This window comes from Acidisoma sibiricum (genome assembly GCF_057837225.1).
Genome location: NZ_CM174445.1, coordinates 1122903 through 1145880, shown reverse-complemented (window position 1 = coordinate 1145880; position 22978 = coordinate 1122903). Strand labels below are relative to the sequence as shown.

Annotated in this window: 24 protein-coding genes and 1 tRNA gene; 18 read left to right on the top strand and 7 right to left on the bottom strand. The window is 65.0% G+C overall.

What is annotated here, in order from left to right:
* Window positions 1-16: 16 nt before the first annotated feature.
* Window positions 17-424: a DUF4345 domain-containing protein gene (locus tag AC3G7M_RS05555; RefSeq protein ID WP_489214711.1), complete on the bottom strand. Its 408-nt coding sequence runs from the start codon at window positions 422-424 to the stop codon at window positions 17-19.
* Window positions 421-1578, bottom strand: a complete 1158-nt coding sequence (locus tag AC3G7M_RS05550; RefSeq protein ID WP_489214710.1) for a diguanylate cyclase — start codon at window positions 1576-1578, stop codon at window positions 421-423. The genes AC3G7M_RS05555 and AC3G7M_RS05550 overlap by 4 nt, the downstream gene beginning before the upstream one ends.
* A 213-nt stretch (window positions 1579-1791) precedes the next feature.
* Here AC3G7M_RS05550 and truB point away from each other — a divergent pair, with 213 nt between their 5' ends.
* The 17 genes from truB to AC3G7M_RS05465 all read left to right on the top strand — a co-directional run bounded on the left by truB (window position 1792) and on the right by AC3G7M_RS05465 (window position 17890).
* Window positions 1792-2715 (top strand): tRNA pseudouridine(55) synthase TruB, encoded by a 924-nt coding sequence (gene truB, locus AC3G7M_RS05545; RefSeq protein WP_489215970.1) that lies wholly within the window; start codon window positions 1792-1794, stop codon window positions 2713-2715.
* A gap of 22 nt (window positions 2716-2737) precedes the next feature.
* Complete coding sequence (gene rpsO / locus AC3G7M_RS05540) at window positions 2738-3007, top strand: 30S ribosomal protein S15 (protein WP_489214709.1); 270 nt, start codon at window positions 2738-2740, stop codon at window positions 3005-3007.
* Between the two features lie 334 nt (window positions 3008-3341).
* Entirely contained in the window at window positions 3342-5486 is a 2145-nt protein-coding gene (pnp, locus tag AC3G7M_RS05535) for a polyribonucleotide nucleotidyltransferase (protein WP_489214708.1), read from the top strand.
* A 162-nt stretch (window positions 5487-5648) separates the two neighbouring features.
* Complete coding sequence (locus AC3G7M_RS05530; RefSeq protein WP_489214707.1) at window positions 5649-6110, top strand: MarR family winged helix-turn-helix transcriptional regulator; 462 nt, start codon at window positions 5649-5651, stop codon at window positions 6108-6110.
* A gap of 200 nt (window positions 6111-6310) precedes the next feature.
* Window positions 6311-9067: a DNA gyrase subunit A gene (gene gyrA / locus AC3G7M_RS05525; RefSeq protein ID WP_489215968.1), complete on the top strand. Its 2757-nt coding sequence runs from the start codon at window positions 6311-6313 to the stop codon at window positions 9065-9067.
* Window position 9068: 1 nt separating this feature from the next.
* Window positions 9069-9587, top strand: coding sequence for a pantetheine-phosphate adenylyltransferase (gene coaD, locus AC3G7M_RS05520; protein ID WP_489214706.1), 519 nt, complete (start codon window positions 9069-9071; stop codon window positions 9585-9587).
* A 59-nt stretch (window positions 9588-9646) separates the two neighbouring features.
* The gene (locus AC3G7M_RS05515) at window positions 9647-10129 is read left to right on the top strand and encodes a peptidylprolyl isomerase (protein WP_489214705.1); all 483 of its coding nucleotides are present in this window, start codon (window positions 9647-9649) and stop codon (window positions 10127-10129) included.
* A 117-nt stretch (window positions 10130-10246) separates the two neighbouring features.
* Window positions 10247-10322, top strand: a tRNA-Lys gene (locus AC3G7M_RS05510).
* A gap of 256 nt (window positions 10323-10578) precedes the next feature.
* Entirely contained in the window at window positions 10579-10809 is a 231-nt protein-coding gene (locus AC3G7M_RS05505) for a DUF2158 domain-containing protein (RefSeq protein WP_489214704.1), read from the top strand.
* A 191-nt stretch (window positions 10810-11000) separates the two neighbouring features.
* Window positions 11001-11660, top strand: coding sequence for a hypothetical protein (locus AC3G7M_RS05500; RefSeq protein WP_489214703.1), 660 nt, complete (start codon window positions 11001-11003; stop codon window positions 11658-11660).
* Window positions 11661-11739: 79 nt separating this feature from the next.
* Window positions 11740-12012 carry a hypothetical protein gene (locus tag AC3G7M_RS05495; protein ID WP_489214702.1) on the top strand — a complete coding sequence of 91 codons (273 nt, stop codon included), beginning with the start codon at window positions 11740-11742 and terminating at the stop codon, window positions 12010-12012.
* Between the two features lie 111 nt (window positions 12013-12123).
* Entirely contained in the window at window positions 12124-12876 is a 753-nt protein-coding gene (locus AC3G7M_RS05490; RefSeq protein WP_489214701.1) for an ABC transporter ATP-binding protein, read from the top strand.
* Complete coding sequence (locus AC3G7M_RS05485) at window positions 12869-13561, top strand: ABC transporter ATP-binding protein (protein WP_489214700.1); 693 nt, start codon at window positions 12869-12871, stop codon at window positions 13559-13561. The genes AC3G7M_RS05490 and AC3G7M_RS05485 overlap by 8 nt, the downstream gene beginning before the upstream one ends.
* A gap of 44 nt (window positions 13562-13605) precedes the next feature.
* Window positions 13606-14841 (top strand): ABC transporter substrate-binding protein, encoded by a 1236-nt coding sequence (locus AC3G7M_RS05480; RefSeq protein ID WP_489214699.1) that lies wholly within the window; start codon window positions 13606-13608, stop codon window positions 14839-14841.
* Between the two features lie 6 nt (window positions 14842-14847).
* Complete coding sequence (locus tag AC3G7M_RS05475; protein ID WP_489214698.1) at window positions 14848-15735, top strand: branched-chain amino acid ABC transporter permease; 888 nt, start codon at window positions 14848-14850, stop codon at window positions 15733-15735.
* Window positions 15736-16671, top strand: a complete 936-nt coding sequence (locus AC3G7M_RS05470; RefSeq protein ID WP_489214697.1) for a branched-chain amino acid ABC transporter permease — start codon at window positions 15736-15738, stop codon at window positions 16669-16671.
* Window positions 16672-16732: 61 nt separating this feature from the next.
* Complete coding sequence (locus AC3G7M_RS05465; protein WP_489214696.1) at window positions 16733-17890, top strand: iron-containing alcohol dehydrogenase; 1158 nt, start codon at window positions 16733-16735, stop codon at window positions 17888-17890.
* Here AC3G7M_RS05465 and AC3G7M_RS05460 read toward each other — a convergent pair.
* Both AC3G7M_RS05460 and AC3G7M_RS05455 read right to left on the bottom strand, forming a co-directional pair.
* Window positions 17887-18855, bottom strand: a complete 969-nt coding sequence (locus AC3G7M_RS05460; protein WP_489214695.1) for a D-2-hydroxyacid dehydrogenase family protein — start codon at window positions 18853-18855, stop codon at window positions 17887-17889. The two genes, AC3G7M_RS05465 and AC3G7M_RS05460, sit on opposite strands and share 4 nt — an antisense overlap.
* 54 nt (window positions 18856-18909) lie before the next feature.
* On the bottom strand, window positions 18910-19224 hold the full coding sequence (locus AC3G7M_RS05455; RefSeq protein ID WP_489214694.1) for an ArsR/SmtB family transcription factor: 315 nt from the start codon (window positions 19222-19224) through the stop codon (window positions 18910-18912).
* A 124-nt stretch (window positions 19225-19348) separates the two neighbouring features.
* On the opposite strand from AC3G7M_RS05455, the gene AC3G7M_RS05450 reads away from it, so the two are divergent.
* Window positions 19349-20416, top strand: a complete 1068-nt coding sequence (locus AC3G7M_RS05450; protein WP_489214693.1) for an alkene reductase — start codon at window positions 19349-19351, stop codon at window positions 20414-20416.
* A gap of 61 nt (window positions 20417-20477) precedes the next feature.
* Here the strand turns inward: AC3G7M_RS05450 and AC3G7M_RS05445 are convergent, their stop codons facing one another.
* Genes AC3G7M_RS05445 through AC3G7M_RS05435 form a run of 3 tightly spaced genes read right to left on the bottom strand, consistent with a single transcriptional unit; the run spans window position 20478 to window position 22963 of the window.
* Entirely contained in the window at window positions 20478-21662 is a 1185-nt protein-coding gene (locus tag AC3G7M_RS05445; RefSeq protein WP_489214692.1) for an acetate/propionate family kinase, read from the bottom strand.
* A 42-nt stretch (window positions 21663-21704) separates the two neighbouring features.
* On the bottom strand, window positions 21705-22028 hold the full coding sequence (locus tag AC3G7M_RS05440; protein ID WP_489214691.1) for a chaperone modulator CbpM: 324 nt from the start codon (window positions 22026-22028) through the stop codon (window positions 21705-21707).
* Window positions 22025-22963 carry a DnaJ C-terminal domain-containing protein gene (locus tag AC3G7M_RS05435; RefSeq protein ID WP_489214690.1) on the bottom strand — a complete coding sequence of 313 codons (939 nt, stop codon included), beginning with the start codon at window positions 22961-22963 and terminating at the stop codon, window positions 22025-22027. Before AC3G7M_RS05435 ends, AC3G7M_RS05440 begins: the two co-directional genes overlap by 4 nt.
* Window positions 22964-22978: the final 15 nt, after the last annotated feature.

The following is a 22978-nucleotide window of genomic DNA, read 5'->3' as shown; positions in this document are numbered from 1 at the left end:
GAATGCCGCGCGAATGTCAGCCAGATTGCGGCACGCTGGCCGCGAGTCGGACCTGCCACAGGCAGAGGAGCGGTGTCACGCCCAGTTCCATCACCAGGCCAAACAGCATCGGCGCCGGCGGCAGGCCCATCACCAGAATGCCGAACAGCCGCCCGAGGCCGCCGACCACGACCAGCGCCGTCAGCAGCCGGAAGCGGCCGCCTTGCACGTCCAGGCGCGGGATCGTGCTCCAGAAGCCCAGCCCAATGGCCAGCAGCAGGCCCGATAGATAGCGGAGATGGCTGTCGAGTGTCAGATTGGCGGCGGATACGCCGCCCAGCATGGCAGAACCCCGGATCATCCCGTCGAGCCCGGCCGCGACCGGCACGATGCCGGCCAGCCCCACCATCATCCGCAGGGCCAGGGCTTCGCGGCGCCTGCTCATACGGCCACTTCGACCCGGTTCCGGCCATTGCGCTTGGCGCTGTAGAGCGCCTGGTCGGCGCGCGCCAGAAGCGCGTCAATGCTGGTGTCCCCCTGCGCCAGGACGGTCAGCCCGATGCTGACGGTGACGGGGATCGTCGCCCCTTCGCGTTCCACCTGCATCGACGAGACCGCCAGCCGCACCCGCTCGGCTGTCTGCTGGGCGGCGGCCAGCCCCGTGCGCGGCAGTAAAACCGCGAATTCCTCACCGCCCAGCCGGCCGACCAAATCGCCGCCACGGACCTCGCGCTTGAGGGTCTGGGTCAGCGCCTGCAACACCGCGTCGCCGCCGGCATGCTGGAAGGTATCGTTGATACGCTTGAAATGGTCGGCGTCGATCATGAGCGCCCCCAGCGCACCCTGCTCGCGCCGGCAATCGCGGATAGCCTCCAGGCCACGCTCCATGAAGCTGCGGCGATTGAGCGCGCCGGTCAGGGGGTCGGTGGTCGCGAGGTTCACCAGCTGCCGGGCATAGAGCGAGACGCGCTGTACCAAAGGCCGAAAGATGCCCAGCGCCTCCAGCAGCAGGGTCAGCAGCACGACGATCAGGGTCGCATCCTGGATGCGCTCCAGCCGCATCAGCACCGTTTCACTCGCCCGCTCATGCACGGTCACAACCTGTTCCAGTCCCTGCAGCAGGGGCGTCGCCTGGGCAAACAGGCGCGTGAGGACAGGTTTCATACGGGGGTCGCCCGGCGGGGCATCCGCGATCTGCTGAGCTTCCGCCACGTAATCCTGCGTCTTTGCATCAAGCCGCACGGGAGGCGAGAAATAGAGGCTGCGCAGCGCAGGCAGAGTGGCGGGCGCGATGCCTATGGCCAGGTCGCCATGCACCAGGCTGTCGTTCTGACGGGCGAAGCGGTCGGTCGCCGCCACCAGCTGCGGCCGCACCTGGACATCGCCCAGAGTATATTGCGCGGCCAGGCTGGCAATGCGCTGAGACAGCATGCGCTGACGGCCGCTCATGTTGATGACGGCGGCCGACCCGTCCTGCGTCTTCAGCACGCCCACCAGCACGAAATGGGAGACGATTGTGAACAGGGCGACAATGGTCAAAGCGCAGATATAGCCGATCGTCAGGCGCCGCTCGATGCTGCGGCTCAGCGGCGTCGTCATCGGTCGCATGCCATCATCGCCAGGACAGACCCTTTGCTTTGCCTCATGTTTAAAACTCAGGGGATCGGGGACCGGATGCAAGGCTTTCGTAGGATTAAGGTTGCCATACGGGCTGGGCGGACAGGCGCCTGGCTCTCTTGCCGGGGGGGCCATCTCCTGCCATAGCCCCGCCCCTTATCCGGTTTCCCTTATCTGTACTGTTCTAGAATCATGATGAAACGCCGCCAGCGCGGCCGTCCTCTGGACGGGTGGCTTATTCTCGACAAGCCGCAAGGCCCGACGAGCACCGATATGGTGAACAAGCTCAAGCGGCTGTTCGACGCGCAGAAGGCAGGGCACGGCGGCACGCTCGACCCGCTGGCCACGGGCCTGCTGCCCATCGCCTTCGGCTCGGCCACCAAGACCGTCTCCTATGTCATGGACGGTACCAAGCGCTACCAGTTCACGCTCCGCTTCGGCGAATCCCGCGATACCGACGATGCCGAGGGTGCGGTCACCGGCACCTCCGACGTGCGGCCCGACAACGCGGCCATTGAAGCCGCACTTCCGGCCTTCCGCGGCAGCATCATGCAGGTGCCGCCGATCTATTCCGCCATCAAAGTGGCCGGCGAGCGGGCCTATGACATGGCGCGCGAAGGCCGCGCCCCGGTACTGGAACCGCGCCCCGCGCAGATCGACCGCTTCGAGCTGATCGACCGGCCGGATGCCGATACGGCGGTCTTCGCGGTCGAGTCCGGCAAGGGCGTCTATATGCGCAGCCTGGCCCGCGACATCGCCATCGCCTGCGGATCTTTGGGCCATATCACCGTCCTGCGCCGCTTGCGGGTCGGCCCCTTTACCGAGGATATGGCGATTTCCCTGGACAAATTGGAACAGGGGGAGGATACGGCCCCCATCTCTCCGGCGCTTCTGCTGCCGGTCGCGACCGCGCTGGCCGACATCCCGGCGCTGGCCTTGACCGAAAGTGAAGCCGTCAGCCTCGGACATGGCCAGGCCCTCAGCCTGGTCGATCTCATGGGGCGGATACCCGATGGCGCCGATCCCGCAGGTGGGACCGTGCGCGCAATGGTGGGGAGCCGCGTGATCGGTTTATGCCGGCTCGAAGAGGGCTGGATGAAGCCCGAGCGCCTGCTGTAACCCCTTTCATAGGAACACATCGATGTCGAATGCAGCCGAGAAGCGCTCGTCGCTGATCACCGACTATGCCCGTGGCGCGAATGATACGGGCAGCCCCGAAGTCCAGGTCGCTCTTCTCTCCGAGCGCATCTCCAGCCTCACCGAGCATCTGAAGATCCACGCGAAGGACTTCCATAGCCGTCGCGGCCTGCTGATGCTGGTCGGCCGCCGCCGCCGCCTGCTCGACTACCTGAAGCGCAACGATCATGAGCGTTACACGACGCTGATCGGCCGCCTCGGCCTGCGCCGCTAAGCGCAGATCGCGATCACCTTCCGCCTTCGGGCGGAAGGTATCTGCCCCGCCCTGGGGCCAAGACGAACGGCCGCGCAAGCGCCGAGACCGACGCCGCGACAGGCGTAAACACTGACATGGCCGCTGACGCGGCGGTACGTAGGAAAGACCGGCAGGGGCATCCATCGGAAGCAATCAGGACCAGCCCGGCGTTTCCGGCCACATGGCCGGCGGATGCATCTCTAAGCATTCCGCTCCCCATGCCGCCCGAGACGCCGACCTCCTGTCTTCCCCCCAATTCCGGTCCGCGCTCCGTCCTGCCGTCACCTCCGGCTCGCACGGAAAGGATGATTGAATGTTCAACTACTTCCGCAAGGAAATCGAATGGGGCGGTCGCCCCCTGATTCTGGAGACGGGCAAGATCGCCCGTCAGGCCGATGGCGCCGTCGTCATCACCTATGGCGACACCATCGTGCTCTGCACGGCGGTCGGCGCCAAAAGCGTGAAGCCCGGCCAGGACTTCTTCCCGCTCACCGTCAACTACCAGGAAAAGGCCTTCGCAGCCGGCAAGATTCCGGGTGGCTTCTTCAAGCGTGAAGGCCGTCCGAACGAGAACGAGACGCTGGTCAGCCGCCTGATCGACCGTCCGCTGCGCCCGCTCTTCCCGGAAGGCTTCCGCAATGAGGTTCAGGTCGTCGCGACCGTCCTCTCCCATGATCTCGAGAATGATCCCGATATCGTCTCCCTGATCGGCTGCTCGGCCGCGCTGACCCTGTCCGGCATTCCCTTCTTCGGCCCCGTCGGCGCCGCCCGCGTCGCCCGCATCGACGGTCAGTTCATCCTCAACCCGACCACCCAGCAGACCGAAGAGAGCGAGCTTGACCTCGTCGTCGCCGGCACCGCCGAAGGCGTGCTGATGGTCGAGAGCGAGGCCCGCGAACTCTCCGAAGAGCTGATGCTGGAAGCCGTGACCTTCGGTCACACCGCCTTCCAGGCCGTGATTAACGCCATCATCGAACTGGCCGAACACGCTGCCAAGGAGCCCTGGGCTCTCCCCGAGCCGTCCGAGGAACAGAAGACGCTGCGCAGCCGCGTCGACGCCCTCGCCCGCACCGAAATCGCCGCCGCCTATGGCGAGAAGGCCAAGGCTGCGCGCTATGAAAAGGTCGGCGCCGCCAAGAAGGCCGCTGCCGCCACGCTCACCGCCGAAGGGCTGAACGCCGATGCCGCCAAGGGCCTGTTCAAGGACCTGGAAGCCGACATCGTCCGCAACGCCATCCTCGACAACGGCATCCGCATCGACGGCCGCGACACCAAGACCGTGCGCCCGATCGTCGCCGAAGTCGGCCTGCTGCCGCGTGCCCATGGTTCCGCGCTCTTCACCCGTGGCGAGACGCAGGCCCTCTGCGTCGCCACGCTGGGCACCGCCCAGGACGAGCAGGTGATCGACGCGCTGGACGGCGAGTATCGCGAGCACTTCATGCTGCATTACAACTTCCCTCCCTACTCGGTAGGTGAAGCTGGCCGCATGGGCTCCCCGGGCCGCCGCGAAATCGGCCATGGCAAGCTCGCCTGGCGCGCCATCCACCCGCTGCTGCCGGGCAAGGACAAGTTCCCGTACACCCTGCGCGTGGTCTCCGAGATCACCGAGAGCAACGGCTCCTCCTCGATGGCAACCGTCTGCGGCACCTCGCTGGCGCTGATGGATGCCGGCGTGCCGCTGGCCCGCCCCGTGGCCGGTATCGCCATGGGCCTGATCAAGGAAGACCGCGGCTTCGCCGTGCTGTCCGACATCCTGGGCGACGAAGACCATCTCGGTGACATGGACTTCAAGGTGGCCGGCACGGAAGTCGGTGTCACCAGCCTGCAGATGGACATCAAGATCACCTCCATCACGCCGGAGATCATGAAGATCGCCCTGGAGCAGGCCCGCGAAGGCCGCATCCATATCCTGGGCGAGATGGCCAAGGCGCTGACCGGTGCCCGTGGCGGCGTGGCGGCAACCGCCCCGCGCATCACGATCATCAATGTGCCGAAGGACAAGATCCGCGAAGTCATCGGCCAGGGCGGCAAGGTCATCCGTGACATTGTCGAGCAGACAGGCTGCAAGATCGACATCGAGGACGACGGCACCATCAAGATCGCGTCCACCAGCGAAGAGAAGACCCAGGCCGCGATCGACCGCATCACCGGCATCGTCGCCGAAGCCGAGATCGGCAAGATCTATAACGGCAAGGTCGTGAAGGTCGCCGATTTCGGCGCCTTCGTGAACTTCCTCGGCGCCAAGGACGGTCTCGTTCATATCAGCGAACTGGCATCGACCCGCGTCTCCAAGACCGCCGATGTCGTGACGCAGGGCGACGCCGTGAAGGTCAAGGTCATCGGCTTCGATGACCGCGGCAAGGTGAAACTGTCCATGCGCGTCGTCGATCAGGCGACGGGCGAGGATATCTCGGACAAGGTCGGCGCCAAGGCCGGCGGCGGCCGCCGCGAAGACTAAGGTTCCGCCATAGGCCGGCTTGCCGGCCTATGGGTTCCTGGAACGCCGCTCCGTCTGCCTCTCCGGGCAGACGCGGGCGGCGTTTTGCATTTGCACGGAGTTGACGGCTGGCAACTGCGTGCAAATGCACGCATATTGGAGGCGGTGGACGGATTGGCGCAGGTGCAAAATCACAGCGACTTGGACATCCTCAGCGGCGCTCTGATCGATCTGCTGGGCTGTCTGGGCAGCCCGGAAAAGGATGACGCCCTGCTGCGTGAGGCCGGGGTCAGTCTGGACCGCGCGCTGTTTCCGCTGCTCGTCACCCTCGGCGCGCGCGGCGCGCTCTGCGTCGCCGACCTCGCCGATCTGGTCGGACGCGACCACACCACCATCAGCCGGCAACTCGCGAAGCTGGAGACAATGGGGCTTATCCTGCGCCCCAGGACGCGCGGCGATTCCCGCCGCCGGGACGCCGATCTGACGGATGCCGGCCGGGAGATCGTTACCGCCATCACGGCCGCGCGGCTCAGGCTGTTGGCCCAGGCGCTGGCCGGCTGGCCCGAGGCCGACATCGCCGCACTCGCCCGCCTCAACCGCCGTTTTGCCGATGGTCTGATGCCCCGCCTGCCCGAACGCTGGTAACGGCCCCGACCTTGCTCCAATCCCGTTTTTAGGGCATAAAATTCTGATGTCTTCCCGTCTGCAACGGCGATAGATCCCCGCGCGGGTCGCGCTTTGACCCGCCTTCCCCGCTCGCCTGTTGAGCAGCTCCGAGAGTCCCGTTGAGCGACACCACACCGCCTGACCAGCCTGCTTCCCTGCCGCCAGCTTCGCAGCCGATCATGCTCGAAGATGAGATGCGGCAGTCCTATCTTGCCTATGCGATGTCGGTCATCGTCAGCCGTGCCCTGCCGGATGCGCGCGACGGGTTGAAGCCTGTCCATCGCCGCATCCTCTTCTCGATGCAGGAATCGGGCTTCACGCCCGACAAGCCCTATCGCAAATCGGCGCGCATCACCGGTGACGTGATGGGTAAATACCATCCGCACGGCGATAGCTCGATTTACGACGCCTTGGTGCGCATGGCGCAGCCCTTCTCGATGCGCGTGCGCCTGATCGACGGTCAGGGCAATTTCGGCTCGGTCGATGGCGATCCGCCGGCGGCCATGCGCTATACGGAATCCCGCCTCGCCAATGCCGCGATGTTCCTGCTGCAAGACATCGACCGCGATACGGTCGATTTCCAGTCGAACTACGACGAAAGCGCGGAAGAGCCCAAGGTTCTGCCGGCGGCCTTCCCGAATTTGCTGGTCAACGGCGCCAATGGCATTGCCGTCGGCATGGCGACCAATATTCCGCCGCATAACCCCAGCGAGGTCATCGACGCGACCTTCGCGATGATCGAGAACCCGGATATCGGGCTCGATGAGCTGATGGCCATCATTCCCGGCCCCGACTTCCCGACGGGCGGCATCATCCTGGGCCGCGCCGGCATCCGCCAGGCCTTCGAGACCGGCCGCGGCAGCGTCATCCTGCGCGCCCGCACCGAATTCGAGGAAATCCGCAAGGACCGTACGGCGATCATCGTCACGGAAATTCCCTATCAGGTGAACAAATCAACCCTGATGGAGCGCATCGCCGATCTGGTGCGCAACAAGCAGGTTGAAGGCATTTCCGACCTGCGCGACGAGAGCGATCGCGACGGCATGCGCATCGTCGTCGAGCTGAAGCGCGACGCGACGCCCGAAGTGGTGCTGAACCAGCTGTTCCGCTTCACCCAGCTGCAGACCTCCTTCGGCGTCAATATGCTGGCGCTGGACAATGGCCGCCCGCGGCAGATGGGCATCCGCGAAGCGCTGATGTGCTTCATCACCTTCCGCGAGGATGTCATTCTGCGGCGCGCCCGGCATGACCTGTCGCGCGCTCGCGACCGCGGCCATCTGCTGGTGGGCCTGGCCGTGGCCGTCGCCAATATCGACGAGGTCATCCGCATCATCCGGGCTGCAGCCGATGCCGCGACCGCGCGCGCCGCGCTGATGGAGCGCGAATGGCCGGCGGAGGACATTCTGCCGCTGCTGGAGCTGATCGAGGATCGCGGCAGCATCGTCGCCGGCACCGACCGCATCAAGATGACGGAAGCGCAAGCGCGCGGCATCCTGGATCTGCGCCTGCAGCGCCTGACCGGTCTGGAACGCAACAAGATCGTCTCGGAACTCGGCGAAGTGGCTGAGAAGATCAAGGATCTGCTGGACATCCTGGCGTCGCGTCCGCGCCGCCTGGAAGTGATGCGCGATGAGTTGGCAGCCGTGCGCCTGGAAATCGGCTCCCCGCGCATGACCGTGATCACCGATGCGGCGGCCGATCAGGACGATGAAAGCCTGATCGAGCCGGGCCAGATGGTCGTCACCATCACCCGCGACAATTTCATCAAGCGCACGCCGCTGGAAACCTTCCGCCAGCAGAATCGCGGCGGCCGTGGCCGGACGGCGGCGACGACGCGCGGCGATGACGTGGTCACGCGCAGCTTCAATGCCCATACCCATCAATGGGTGCTGTTCTTCTCCTCAGGCGGCAAAGCCTACCGCGAGAAGGTCTGGCGTCTGCCGGAGGCCGGACCGCAGGCCAAGGGCCGCGCCCTGATCAACCTGCTGCCGGAACTGGGCACGGATACCATCACCACCGTGCTGCCGCTGCCGCAGGATGAAAGCCTGTGGGAGAATCTGCACCTGGTCTTCGCGACCGCCGCCGGCAATGTCCGCCGCAACAAGCTGTCCGACTTCCGCAATATGCGGACCTCGGGCCTGATTGCGATGAAGCTGGACGAGGGCGATCACCTCATCGGTGTGGCGACCTGCCGCGACGGCGACGACATGATGCTGGCGACCGAACGCGGCCGCTGCATCCGCTTCCAGATCCATGAGGACAATCTGCGCGTCTTCGCCGGCCGTGATTCGGCCGGTGTGCGCGGCATTCGTCTGGGCAAGGACGACCGTGTCATCAGCCTTTCGGTGCTGCGCCATGTGCCGGCCAGCGTTGAGGAGCGCACCGCCTATCTGAAGCGCAGCCGCGCGGGGGATGAGGACGTGGTCGAGATCGAAGCCGATGCCGAGGAAGCCGCGGGCAGCGCGGTCAGCCTGTCTGACGAGCGGTTCCAGGAACTGCGCGACGCCGAGCAGAATCTGCTGACGGTAACCGATGGCGGCTTCGGCAAGCGGTCCTCCGCTTACGAATACCGCGTCACCGGCCGCGGCGGGCAGGGCATCACCAATATTACGCTGGCGCCGCGTAACGGCACGGCGGTGGTCGCGACCTTCCCGGTGCAGCCGGGCGACGACCTCATGCTGGTGACCAATGCCGCCCGCCTGATCCGCGTGCCGGGCGATCAGGTGCGCGTCACCGGCCGCCAGGCCATGGGCGTAACCCTGGTTCGCCTCGGGGATGGCGAGACGGTGACGAGCGTCTTCCCGGTCATGGAGGAGCCGACCGAGCCGGAAGCGGGCGATACGCCTGCGGATGACTTGCCGGATATCCTGGATGACGGGACACCCTTCGACGGCACGCCGCCCGACGAAACCCCGCCCGACGGGACGCCGGTCTGATATGGCCCCGCGTGAAAAGATCGGCGTCTATCCCGGGACCTTCGATCCAATCACCAATGGCCATTTGGATATCATTACCCGCGGCGCCCGCCTCGTCGACCGGCTGGTGGTCGGCGTCGCGGTCAATTCCGGCAAGAATCCCCTGATGGCGCTGGACGAGCGCGTGGCTTTGACCCGCGCCGTTCTGGCGGAGAGCATGAAAGAGACCGGGACGGTCCTTGAAGTGCGGCCCTTCTCCACCCTTCTTGTGCAATTCGCCCGCGAGGTCGGGGCCAGCGTCATTTTGCGTGGGCTGCGCGCCGTCTCGGATTTTGATTTTGAATTCCAGCTTGCCGGCATGAATTACCGGCTCGACTCTGCGATCGAGACGGTCTTCCTGATGGCGAGTGAAAAGCATCAGTTCATCTCCTCCCGTTTCGTCAAGGAAATCGCCCTGCTGGGGGGAGATGTCTCGAGCTTCGTGCCTCCCTTGACGGAGAAGCAGCTCGAAGCCTGGGCCAGGAAACAGAGAGAGCCATGACCTTCAACCGAAGAGAGGCGATGCAGGTCGTCCTCGGCGCAACCATGATTGGATTTGGTATGAGTGAAGCACAGGCGGCATCCGACACGCTCGACATGCAGCTGAAATACGGCACCGTGGTCATCAAGCTGCGGCCGGATATCGCGCCCCAGTCCTCGGCCCGGCTGCTGAAGCTGGCGAGCGAAGGGTTTTACGACAACACCCCGTTCCATCGCGTCATCGCGGGCTTCATGGCCCAGGGCGGCGACCCGACCGGCACCGGGACCGGCGGCAGCAGCCTGCCCAACGTGCCGGCTGAATTCACCAATGACGCCAAATTTCTCACCGGCACCGTGGGCATGGCCCGCACCGCCGACCCGAACAGCGCCAATAGCCAGTTCTTCATCTGCCTGGCCCCGGCCCCCTGGCTGGACGGCCAGTACACGATCGTGGGCCAGGTCGTGAGCGGCATGGACTATGTGCAGGACATCAAGAAGGGTGCGGGCCAGAGCGGCAGCGTGACCGACCCGGACCGCATCATCAAGATGACGGTGGCCCAGTAAGCCTCACGGCTTTCTAGCGGCTTCGGGACAACGCCCCGCGTCCAGCGCGGGGCGTTTTTTCGTATCCGGCGCTTGACGTGGGCGCCCATCTGCCGTTCAACCCACCCATCCTAAGTCGAGCCCGTAGCTCAGCCGGTAGAGCACGTGACTTTTAATCATGGGGTCGTGGGTTCGAGTCCCACCGGGCTCACCAAGGATCGCCTGTCAAGACCGCGCCGAATGGATGTCGAGACCCAAGTCTGGGTCCGGGCACGGGGGGTGATGCGGGTGGATGGCGATGTCTGCGCCACTGGGCGACTGGCTTTAAGCCGTGCATGATCCCGTCGTCGCGCGCACGATCGGGAGTAGCCCGACCCCAATACCATCCCGAAGGCGTGATTCGACGCGGGCCGGGGCGAAACCCATATCCCATCCGTAACGGCGGCCCTGGATCGCCGGTGGAGGGGAAGATGCAAGACGTATTGCGGATGGGCGATGTCGTGAGGCTGGTGATCGGTGGTCCCCTCATGCGGGTGACGAATGCCGACGGGGCGATGCACGAAGTATGGTGTTCCTGGTCTGACAAGACCGGCACACACCGAGATGCCTTTATTGCCGCGTCCTTGATGCGGATCGAGTCACGGGATCAGATGGCCGGGGTTGCGGCACAGAGCGACCATTCCGCCCCGCTCGGCGCGTAGTCAATCATATAACGGGCGGGTGGCCGCCGGCGTCCGCTGCAAGGTGGACGCGCGCCCGCGTGATATGCGGCGCGGTCAAGGAACTATCCTGTGGCCTGAGTTTTCGTGATAGCGATTTCGGAAGCCACGTGATTGTTTGTTGTAATGTCAACCTTCTGGCTACCGCACCTGTCTTGCGCCAATAACCGCCCATGACCTCCATCTGCCCGTGGTGCGCCGCGATGGTGGTCGGTCATCCGCCGCTTTGCCCGGAATGCGGGCTGCTGCTGAGCGCTGGCCCAGACCAGCCTGACGCCGCTGTGGCCCCTCATACAGAGGCGCCACACGGCGCGATGACGGCGGATGTGCCTGACCTTCCCCCCTTCTTCCCGCCCGCGCCCTTGCCTCCCGAGACAGAACCGGCGGCAGCCCCGCACAACCTGCCGCAGGTGCGACCCCATAGGCGGCGACTTCTGCTGCCCCTGGCCTGCTTCATCGCGGGCGGGGCACTGGCCTTGATGGGTGAGGCAGAAATCCACCCGATCTTATGGCCCGCCACAGATCCTCAACCTTCCGCCCAGGTCCGCGCGCAGGCTAAGGCCGACATCGCCCAGCGCGGCCGGGCCGCCGTTCTCGGCCAGTTGACCTTTCCCCGAGCGATGCAGTTTGCGACCAGTTTCGTGACCACGACGGCCGGCGGACTTGTGACATTCTGCGGCACGCTGCACCCGCGCGACAGGAGCGACGCGACCGCCGAGATCCGCTTCCTCTCGGTCAACGGTGATCGTGCACGAACCTTTCTGGATGTCTCGGAACCATCCTTCGTCGTGCTTTGGGCCAGGCTCTGCGTCGTGAATAGCAAGGTCTGGTAGCGTTTTTTGGCGTGACACGCGCGGCCGCACGAGAGAGTGTTGCGCTATCGGGATGAAGCCGGACAGGAGATGCACGACTATGCTGAAGAGCCCCGCCCGCTATCTGTCCGCCCCGCTCTGCGCGCTCCTCGCTCTCGCCGGCTGCGCCACCAGCAAGGGCCCGCCCTATCGCGTGCAGACGCAAAGTGCGACCGGCATCACCTTTTTGACCGATCCCAGCCTGCGCACCCTGCCGCTGATCCAGGCGGCGGCCCAGTCGCATTGTGCCGATTTGGGCAAACAGGCGGTGCAGACCAGGATCTACAGCAGACTGCGCGCGGGTCAGGCCGCGATCTATTTCGCCTGCCGCTGACCGATCGACGGCACTGGTATCCTCACCTCTGACACGGACGCGATAGCTGTTGCGCGGCCCTGCGAACTATGCAAGCCTTCTATAAAATCCGGTGATACTGGAATAAGAACAGTGAACGAAGCTGTCTTGCAAACCTCGGGGCTGACGAAGCGGTTCAGCGGATTTACCGCGGTCGATGGCGTTTCCTTGACTGTCAAAACAGGTTCCATCCATGCGCTGATCGGTCCTAACGGGGCCGGCAAAACCACCTGCTTCAACCTGCTGACCAAATTCATGCAGCCCAGCGCAGGCACAATCCATTATCGTGGCGATGACATCACTGCGCTGAAGCCGGCCGAAGTGGCCCGGCGCGGCCTTGTCCGCAGCTTCCAGATTTCTGCGGTTTTTGGCCACATGACGGCGCTGGAGAACGTCCGCATCGCCCTGCAGCGGCAGCGTGGTGCCAGCTTCGACTTTTGGCGATCGGACCGCGTGCTGCAACGGTTCAACGATCAGGCCCGCGCGCTGCTGGAGGATGTCGGCCTTGGCACGTTTGCCGATACGCCGGCGGCGGCCCTCTCCTATGGCCGCAAGCGGGCTTTGGAAATCGCCACGACCTTGGCACTCGATCCGCCTTTGATGCTGCTCGACGAACCGACAGCCGGGATGACAGAGCAAGATGTCGCGCGCATCGTAGAGCTGATCCGCCGGCTGCGGAAGGGCCGCACGATCCTGATGGTGGAGCATAATCTGTCCGTCGTCTCCGGCCTGTCGGACTGGATCACCGTGCTCACGCGCGGGCGCGTTCTGGCCGAAGGTGACTACGAAACCGTTTCACGCAATCCGGCCGTGATCACCGCCTATCTCGGACAAGATCATGCTTGAGGTTGCTGGCCTCAACGCCTGGTATGATGAGAGCCATGTCCTGCACGGCATGGATTTCACCGTGCAGGAGGGCGAGGTGGTGACGCTGCTGGGCCGCAACGGCGCGGGCAAATCAACCACGCTCAAATCCATCATGGGGCTGATCGGAAAGCGCCAGGGCAGCATCCGCTTCCGCGGGCGGGAGCTGATCGCGGCGCGGCCGGATGTCATCGGCCGCCAGGGGATCGGCTTCTGCCCCGAGGAACGCGGCATTTTCGCCTCTCTCAGCGTGCATGAAAATCTGCTGCTGCCCCCGGTGGTGGCCCAGGGTGGCCTGACGATTACCGAAATCCACACGCTTTTTCCGAATTTGCTGGAACGCGCGCGCAGCCCGGGCACGAAACTTTCGGGCGGGGAGCAGCAGATGCTGGCGATCGCGCGCATTCTGCGCACGGGCGCGAAACTGCTGCTGCTGGACGAGCCGACCGAGGGACTGGCGCCCGTCATCGTGCAGCAGATCGGCCAGATGATCGCCGAAATCAAGCGCCGCGGCTTCACGGTGCTGCTGGTGGAACAGAATTTCCGTTTTGTGTCCAGGCTGGCGGACCGCCATTACCTCGTCGAGCAGGGGCGCATCGTCGATATGATTCCTGCTGCCGCATTGCCCGCGCGCATGGACGAACTGCACAGACGACTTGGGGTTTAAGCGAGACCCCACAACGATAAGCATTCATCAGGGAGGCGACCAGAATGACCCTTACCCGGCGCAGCATCCTCGGCACCGCCATGACAGCGGCGGCGATGACCACAGTCCCGCGCCTGCGCGCGAAGGCTGCAGGCAGCAAGAGCCTGACCATTGGCGTCTGCAGCGACTTTTCCGGCGTCTACAGCGACATCGGCGGCAAAACCTCGGTCGCCTGCGTGCATCAGGCGCTGGAGGATTGGGGCGCGGCCGCCAAGGGCTATGACATCAAGGTCATCCAGGGCGATCATCAGAACAAGCCGGATGTCGGCGCGGGCCTGGCCCGGCAATGGTTCGACAATGGCGTCGATATGCTGATCGACGTGCCGAATTCCGCCGTGGGCCTGGCGATTGCCGGGGTCGCGGCCGAGAAGAACAAGACCTATATCAATTCCAATTCGGCATCCTCTCTGCTCACCGGCAAGAAGTGCAATGCCAATACAATTCACTGGACCTATGACACCTACATGCTGTCGCATTCGACGGGGGGTGCCATGGTAGCGCAGGGCGGCAAAAGCTGGTTCTTCATCACCGCCAATTACGCCTTCGGCCAGTTGCTGCGCGACCAGACCTCGGCCGTGGTGAAGGCGGCCGGCGGCACCGTGGTGGGCGACGTCGCCTATCCCTTTCCGCAGACGACGGATTTCTCGTCCTTTCTGTTGCAGGCGCAATCCTCCGGCGCGCAGGTTCTGGGTCTGGCCAATGCCGGCAAGGATACCGTCAATTCCATCAAGCAGGCGCATCAGTTCGGCATTACCCAAAGCGGCATGAAGATCGCCGGCCTGCTCATCTACCTCAACGATATCCACGGCATGGGGCTGGAGATTGCGCAAGGTCTGGTGCTGACGGAAAGCTTCTACTGGAACATGAACGACCACACGCGCGCCTTCACCAAGCGCGTGCTGCCGAAGACGCCGAACAACTACCCGTCCATGGCGCAGGCCGGCTGCTACAGCGGCACCACGCATTTCCTCAAAGCCGTCGATATCATGGGCGTCGATGCCGCCGGCAATGGCGCCAATGTTGTGGCGCAGATGAAAAAGATGCCGACCAGCGACGATGCCTTCGGGCAATGCACCATCCGCGAGGACGGGCGCTTCATGTGCCCGTCCTATCTGTTCCGCGTGAAGAAGCCAGGCGAAAGCGCCATCCCGTGGGATTATTACGACCTGCTGCACACAACCTCGGCGGAGCAGACCTTCGCACCGCTCGCCACCGAAGGCTGCCCCCTGGTCAAGGCCTGACCGGCGATGGTGATGGTCTTCGGCAAGCCGCTGCCGCTGCTCTTCGGGCAGCTGCTGCTTGGCCTCATCAACGGCTCCTTCTACGCCATGCTGTCGATGGGCTTGGCCATCATCTTCGGCCTGCTGCGGATCATCAACTTCGCCCATGGCGCGATGTTCATGGTCGGCGCCTTCGTCACCTGGGCGCTGCTGACCTATCTCGGCATCGGCTTCTGGGGCGCGCTGGTCTGCGCGCCCCTGCTGGTCGGGCTATTCGGCATCGCGCTGGAGCGGACGATCATCCGCCATATCTACAAGCTCGATATCCTCTATGGGCTGCTGCTCACCTTCGGCCTCGCGCAGGTTCTGCAGGGACTGGCGACGAATTATTTCGGCGTCTCGGGCGTGAGCTATGACCCGCCGGCAGCCTTCGCCCGCGTCGTCAATCTCGGCTTCATGTATATGCCGCTCTATCGCGGCTTCGTGGTCTTTGCCGCCATCATCATCTGCGGCACCACCTGGTTCGTGGTGGAGCGGACGCGGCTGGGCGCCCTACTGCGCGCGGCGACCGAAAACCCGGCGCTGGTGCAGGCCTTCGGCGTCAACGTGCCGCGCCTGCTGGCGCTGACCTTCGGCGGCGGCGTGGGCCTGGCGGGCCTCGCCGGTGTGCTCGCCGCGCCGCTTTATTCCGTCAATCCGGGCATGGGGTCGGATCTGATCGATACCGTTTTCGCGGTCGTCGTCATCGGCGGCATGGGGTCCATCGGCGGCGCCATCCTGACCGGCTTCGGCCTCGGCATCATCGAGGGATTCACGGATGTCTTCTATCCGCCGGGATCGGCCGTCGTGGTCTTCGTCGTCATGGCGATCGTGCTGCTGGCGCGGCCCGCGGGCCTGTTCGGCAAGGCGGCCTGAATGATCGGTTTCTCGCGCGCCCAGCTCGCCGGCCTGCTGATCCTGATCGTGGCGGTGATCGCCGCCCCCTTCCTCCTCTATCCGATCGTGGTCATGCAGGTGATGTGCTACGCGCTGTTCGCCATGGGCACCAATCTGCTGATGGGCTCGGTCGGCCTGCTGTCGCTGGGCCAGGCCGCCTATTTCGGCCTCGGCGGCTATACCGCCGGCTATCTGGTGCAAAGCCTGGGCCTGACGCCGGAGCTTGGCATCATCGCCGGCGGCGTGGCGGGCGGCCTGCTGGGTGCGGTCTTCGGCTGGCTCGCCATCCGTCGGCAGGACATCTATTTCGCGATGATTACCCTGGCCCTGGCCCAGATTGTCTATTTCGGTGCCGTGCAACTGACCGGCTTCACGGGGGGCGAGAACGGCATCCAGGGCATTCCGCGCGGGGCCCTGTTCGGCCTGCTGCCGCTCGGCCAGGACCGGGCCATGTATGCGCTGGTCGCCGTGATCTTCATCGCCGGCGTCCTCGTCGTGCATCGGGTCATCCACTCGCCCTTCGGGCAGGTGGTGCGCGCCGTGCGCGACAATGAGCCGCGCATGGTCTCACTCGGCTATCAGCCCGCCAGCTACAAGCGGATCATGTTCATCCTCGCCGCCGTGCTTGCGGGCGTCGCCGGCGGGCTGAAGGCGATGGTGATGGGGATCGAGACCCTGTCCGATGTCGGTGCCACGACCTCGGGCCTGGTTGTGCTGATGGTGCTGCTGGGCGGCATCGGCACCATTTTCGGGCCCATCGTCGGCGCGCTGATCGTGGTCGCCATGCAATACTATCTGGCGCCCTTCGGCGCCTGGGTGATTGTCATCCAAGGCAGCATTTTCGTCATCTGTGTACTGGTATTCCGTCGCGGCATTGTGGGAGAGGTCGCTTATCGGCTCAAATCGCCTCTCTAACTGCGCTGGTCCTGTTGAACGGGCTCAGCGCGGACAAGAAACCCCTCGGGAGGATAAGGCCATGGCTGCCATCGCACTGCCCAGGCTGATCCGCATCGGCGCCGGGGCCATCAAGGAAACAGCAAGCCTGCTGACACACCTTGGCCTCAGCCGGCCGCTGATCGTGACCGACGCCTTTATGGCGCAAAGCGGCGGGCTGGAGCGGCTGAGCGACATCCTGGAGGCCGCGGGCATTCAGCCCCGCGCCTTTACCGAGGTTGTGCCCGACCCGACCATCGCCTCGGTCAATAGCGCGGTCGATATGATCCGCACGCGCAATTTCGACTGCGTCATCGGCTTCGGCGGTGGCAGCCCGATCGACACCGCCAAGGCCGCGGCCGTGCTCAGCCAGCGCGGCGGGTCAATGCAGGCGCTGAAGGCGCCGCATCAGGAGGACAGGCCCGGCCTGCCGATCATCGCCATACCGACCACCGCCGGGACAGGATCGGAAGGCACGCGCTTCACCATCATCACGGATGAAGCGCAGGGCGAGAAAATGCTCTGCGCCGGCCTTGCCTATCTGCCCATCGCGGCGGTGGTCGATTTCGAGCTGACGATGAGCAAGCCGCAGCGGCTGACGGCCGATACCGGCATCGATGCGCTGACCCATGCGATCGAAGCCTATGTCTCCCGCCGCGCCAATCCCTTTTCGGACGGTCTGGCGCTGCTGGCCATGCGCGCGATCTGGCCCGCGATCCGCACCGCCTATGCCGAGCCGGGCCATCGCGGCGCGCGGGAGGCGATGATGCTGGGCTCGCATCAGGCCGGGATTGCCTTTTCCAACGCGTCGGTCGCGCTGGTGCATGGCATGAGCCGCCCGATCGGCGCGCATTTTCATGTCGCACACGGCCTGTCCAACGCCATGCTGCTGCCGGAAATCACCCGCTGGTCGGCGCCCGCGGCGATGCCGCGCTACGCCACCTGCGCCCGCACCATGGGCGTGGCGACCGAGGCCGATGATAACGACACGGCGGTTGGCCGCCTGACCGAGGCACTCAGCGCGCTGAACCGGGACCTGGCCGTGCCGACGCCGCAAAGCTACGGCATCGACCGAGATCGCTGGACCAGCCTGATCCCGCTCATGGCCCAGCAGGCGCTGGCCTCCGGCTCGCCCGGCAACAACCCGCGCATCCCGGACGCCGCGACGATCGAGGACCTGTATCGCGCCGTGTGGACCTAAGCGGTGACGACGCGGATCGGCCTGCCGTCGAGGAAGGCGAGCGCGTTCTCCACGCTCTGCGGATAGAAATCAGCCCAAGTTTCGGCCACGCCATAGCCGATATGGGGGGTGAGAACCGTGTTCGGCGCCTGCCGCCAGGGATCATCGGCGGCCAGCGGCTCCTGGGCGAAAACATCCAGCGCCGCGCGAATGCGGCCCGCCTGAACGGCGGCCAGCAAAGCTGGCTGATCGACCAGACCGGCGCGAGACGTATTGATGAAGATGGCGCGGGGCTTCATGCGCGCAATATCAGCCGCACCGATGATGCCGCGCGTGCGGCCTGACAGGACCAGATGCAGGCTGACGGCATCCGCCTCCGCCAGGAGATGGTCTTTCGCCGCATAGGTCACGCCGGCTTGGCCGGCGGTTTCGGGCGTGAGATTCTGGCTCCAGGCCAGGACCGTCATGCCCAGCGCCTGGCCGTAGCCCGCCATCATCCGGCCCAACCGACCGAGACCAATGATGCCGAGCACGCGGCCGGCGAGCGTTTCCCCGACCGGCACGCCGCCCTGAAAGCCCCCCTGGCGGATCGCGGCGTCACCCACGGCAATCCCGCGGGCGGAGGCGATGAGCAGGCCGAGGGCGAGTTCGGCGGTGGCCGAAGCCCCGCCCGGACCGCGGCTTTCGGTATTGCTGACGACGATGCCGCGCGCGGTGCAGGCCGCGACATCGAGCGACGCATTGGCCTTGCCGGTGATGCCGATCATGCCGAGATGCGGCAGGCGCGCGATGAGCGAGGCCGGAAAGGGTGTCCGTTCCCGCATGGTCAGGATGATGTCGAACCCGGCCAGCGCGTCTGCGGCCGCATCTTCATCGGCGAAGGCATCCGCAAAGAAGAGCACGTCGGCTTTGGCTTCGAGCGGCGACCAATCGGCGCTGGTCCGTGCGACCCCCTGCCAGTCATCGAGAACGGCGACCTTCGCCATGATGCGCTCCTACCCTGTTATGTGTCAGTCACGTGGTGTCACTCACGTCGTGATTCAGGTGGTTTCGGGCACCAGGCGCAACACGGTTTCCAAAAGACCTGGAAAGCGCGCGGAGAGTTCCGGCCGCAGCGAGACGATGCAACGCGTGCCATCCCGCCGATTGGCGATGATCCCGGCATTGCGCAGCACTTTCATGTGATGGCTGAGCGTGGAGGGCGCGACATTGACCATGAAGGCATTCCAGGCCGCCTCCTCCCCCGGGGCGAGGGATTGGACGATGGACAGGCGCAGCGGATCGCTCAAGGCATGCAGCACATCTGCAAGCGTGACCGCATCAAGATCGGGGTGCTGGTAGGGCTCTTGCGCCATGATGCGACCTTCTATATTCGATGTTCGTCGAACACGAAACATCGGCGCGACCGTTTTCGCCGCTTTTCTGGGTCTGCGGCGCGCCCTCACGGGGCTTTTGAGCCCGTAGAAGGATATGACGCCCATGCCCACTCTTTTCGACCCGCTCCGCCTTGGCAGCCTGGACCTGCCCAACCGTATCATCATGGCACCGCTGACGCGCGCCCGCGCGACGGAAGACCGTATTCCGAACGCCCTGATGCGCGAGTATTACGTGCAGCGCGCGACCGCAGGCCTGATCCTGACCGAAGCGACCGTCGTCAGCGCTAAAGCCGTGGGTTACGAGCGCACGCCGGGCCTATGGTCTGACGCTCAGGTTGCTGGATGGAAGAGCATCACCGAAGGCGTGCATGAGGCCGGTGGCCGTATCTTCGCGCAGCTTTGGCATTGCGGCCGCATCTCCGACCCGTCGCTGCTGGACGGCGAGCTGCCGGTGGCGCCCAGCGCCATTGCGGCGGAAGGCCATGTCAGCCTGCTGCGCCCCGAGCGGCCCTATCCGGTGCCGCATGCGCTGACCCTGGAGGAAATTCCCGGCATCGTCGAAGACTTCCGCCGCGCCGCGCAAAATGCGCAGGACGCCGGCTTTGACGGTGTCGAGATCCATGGTGCCAACGGCTATCTGCTCGACCAGTTCCTGCAGGACAGCACCAATACGCGCGACGACGCCTATGGCGGTTCGGTTGAAAACCGCGCGCGGCTGATGTTCGAGGCGGTGGATGCCGCCATCTCCGTCTGGGGTGCCGATCGCGTCGGCCTGCATCTGGCGCCGCGCGGCGATGCCCATAGCATGGGCGACAGCGATTTGCTCGGCACCTTCAGCCATGTCGCGCGCGAAGCGAAGACGCGCGGCCTCGCCTTCCTGTTCGCGCGCGAGCATGAGGCGGATGATTCCATCGGCCGCGCGCTGAAGACCGAATTCGGTGGCGTCTATATCGCCAATGAGCGGTTCACGATCGAGCAGTCGGAGCAGGCGCTGGCCGAAGGCTGGGCGGATGCGATTTCCTTTGGCGTGAAGTTCATCGCCAACCCGGATCTGGTCGCGCGCCTGAAATCCGGTGCGCCGCTGAACGAGCTTAACCGCGACACGATGTATGGCGGCGGCGCTGAAGGCTACACGGATTACCCGGCGCTGCATGAGATGGCCGACGCCTGATCCTCATAGGATCTAACATGCCTTTGAGAGGGCGGGACCTGCGGGTCCCGCCCTCTCGCGTTCAGGCCTTGTGCAGAAGTGCCTTTGTGTGATGCGCGATCATCGCTTCCTCATTGGTCGGGATCACCCTGACCGCTATCGCGCTGTCACTCTGGCTGATGATTCCGGCATGGGCCTTGTTGGCCCAAGGGTCCAAACGAAGCCCGAGCCAGCCGAGGCGCGTGCAGACATCGGCCCTGATCTCGGCTGAATGCTCGCCGATGCCGGCGGTGAAGACCAGCCCGTCCAGCCCGCCCAGCGCGCTGGTCAGCGCGCCGATTTCCCAGACCAGACGATAGGCGAAGAGATCCAGCGCCTCGCGCGCCGCGGGCTTGTCGCTCGCCAGCAATTCGCGGACATCGCCGCTGATGCCAGAGACGCCGAGCAGGCCGGATTTGCGATACAGCATCTCCTCGATCTGATCGAAACTCTGGCCCTGGCGGCCGAGATAGAGCAGGGCGCCGGGGTCGATGATGCCACACCGCGTCGCCATCATCAGCCCGTCCAGCGTGCTGAAGCCCATGGTGGTGGCGACACTGCGCCCGTGCAGCAGCGCGCAAAGACTGGCGCCGGCACCGAGATGGGCGACGATGACGCGTCCACCCGCGAGATCGGGCGCCAGGTCTTTCAGCTGGCCCGCGATATATTCGTAGGACAGGCCATGAAAGCCGTAGGCGCGCACGCCCTGTTCGGTCAGCGCGCGGGGGATTGCGTAGGTATGGGCGACCTTCGGCATGGTGTGGTGAAAGGCCGTGTCGAAACAGGCGATCTGCGGCAGTTTTGGCCGCGCGTCGGCAACCGCCCTGATGGGGGCGATGTTCAGCGGCAGATGCAGCGGGTCGAGCGGCGTCAGCGTCTCGATCGCGTCGATCACCTTGGGCGTCAGCTTCACCGGCCCGCTATAATCCGCGCCGCCATGGACGATGCGATGGCCGACGGCGGCCAAGCCGCCGTCACCCAGATGGCTTTCCGCGAAGGCCAGAAGTTCTTCGATGACGTGCGGATAGGAGGCGTTGTCCGCTTTCTTCCAGCGCCGCTCGATCAGCTCGCGGCCCTGATCGTCGACAGCATGGAAATGCGGCACGCTGCTGAGGTTTTCGATTTCCCCGCGCACCGACTGATGCAGGTCCCGCGCCGCGTCAAACAGCGCGAATTTGACGCTGGACGAGCCTGCATTCAGCGTGAGGATGGACCCTGTCCGGCTCATGCTGTCGTCCTCTCAAAGATGATGCAAAGGCACGATGGCGGTCTAACGCCGCGACAGCTGGTCCAGCAGGGTGGAGCGGACATCGTCCGGCACCGAGGTCTCGATCACCGTGCAGATACGGCGCATCTGGCGCCGCGTCTCATACAGCTGATCCATGAGCGACAGCACAACCGGCAGGGCCGTTTCATCGACGCCCAAATCGTCGCGCAGCTGCACGATCAGCCGCACGCGGGCGACGTCGATATCCTGAAAATGATAGCGCCCTGGCTCGCCGTCCGGCCGTATCCAGGCATTGTCGATCCAGCGCTGGACCTCGGCCTGATCCAGCCCCACGACCAAATGGGACAGCGTCTCGATGGTGATCATGATGCCTCCGTCATGTTCCGGCGCGGATCGAAACCCTGTCCGCCTGGCCAATCACGCAGGAAGTTTTCCAGAGCCTCGTCCGCCTTGCCCAGAACGAGCTTGAGCGTGACCAGTTCATCCCCCGCCGGCTGCCCGCCATGGGCCGCGATGCCGCGGCCGCGCAGGCGCAGCACGGTGCCGGTATCGGCATGTTTCGGCACGGTCATGGCGACGACGCCCGAGGGCGTCGGCACGGTGATTTTCGCGCCCAGCACGGCTTCCGACAGCGTCACCGGCAGTTCGACATGAATGTCGCGCCCCTCGCGGCGGAAAAAGCGATGCGGCACGATCTGGACATCGATCAGCGCATCACCGGCCGGCGCCCCGTTGCGCCCGGGGCCGCCCTGGCCCTTCAGCCGCATCGTCTGGCCTTCCTCGATCCCCGGCGGAATGCGCACATCCAGCCCCTTGCCGTCCGGCAGAGCGAGCCGCTTGGTGGCGCCGGTGACGGTGTCGAGGAAGTCGATCGTCAGCGTGTAATGCTGGTCCTGACCGCGCCGGGGGCCATTGCCGGCACGCCGCCCGCCCTGCCCACCCTGGCCGAAGAGATTCTCGAAAATGTCGCCGAGGTCATCCTCGGACATCGCGTCCCCCGCTGGCTGGCGGTAGCGCTGGCCCTGGGCGCCATCGGCATAACGGCGATAGGCCGGATGTTCGGGTGCTGCTTCGGCCCCCGTGGCGTCAATCTCACCGCGGTCATAGCGGGCGCGCTTGTCGGGGTCGCTCAGGATGTCATTGGCCGCCGCGATCGCCTTGAAGCGATCTTCGGAGTCCTTGTTGCCGGGATTGAGGTCAGGATGATGCTTCTTCGCGAGTGCCCGATAGGCCTTGCGGATATCGTCGGCGCTCGCATCGCGGGCGACACCAAGCGTCGCATAGAGGTCAGTCTTGGCCATGAAGGAAAACCCGGA